At 36.9% G+C, this 574-nt stretch carries 1 protein-coding gene; it reads left to right on the forward strand.

Features of this window, described 5'->3' with window-relative positions:
- Positions 1–36: 36 nt before the first annotated feature.
- Positions 37–510: a hypothetical protein gene (locus ACY2RQ_RS19745; protein WP_490114728.1), complete on the forward strand. Its 474-nt coding sequence runs from the start codon at positions 37–39 to the stop codon at positions 508–510.
- Positions 511–574: the final 64 nt, after the last annotated feature.

Below are 574 nucleotides of genomic sequence, written 5' to 3' on the forward strand. Positions count from 1 at the left end.
TGTGGCTTCAGGCATTGTCATAATCATCACGGATAATTGAACTCGAAAAATCAAATGCCGGAATATTCAGACATATATGTTCTTTCTGAGAAAAGAGATAAAGACACAATCTATGACTTCCTAGAAAAATTTTTACCGCGTCGTGAAGAAAGTGCAGATGAGTATGAAATCCCACAATATTCAGAATCCCCTGAAGCTATTTTTTCTCATGCTGATGAACTATTAATCTACTGCTGCAAAAATAGAAATACCGAGCACACGATATATTGGCATGCACTAGAGAATAGAAAACCAGAACATGGAATAGTATTTTTCCTCAAAGACGGTAGGACCATCTATGGTTTATCTACAGATGCTAGCAACCAATCATATGCTGAAAGTTTACTGAAAAGTTTGAAAAACCTTCTTGGATCGGAGTTAGGTTACATTGGACATGAGGCTTCACTAGACGTCGAGAATCTAGAGCAGTTTGAAAAGGCTGTTAAAACATACAAGCAGCAACGAAACTAGTGAAACATAAAATATCACTATCTAAATACCAGCCACATAACAAGTAAATCCATGTGACGCCTAC

Source organism: Parendozoicomonas sp. 209JJ7-1 (assembly GCF_058147085.1).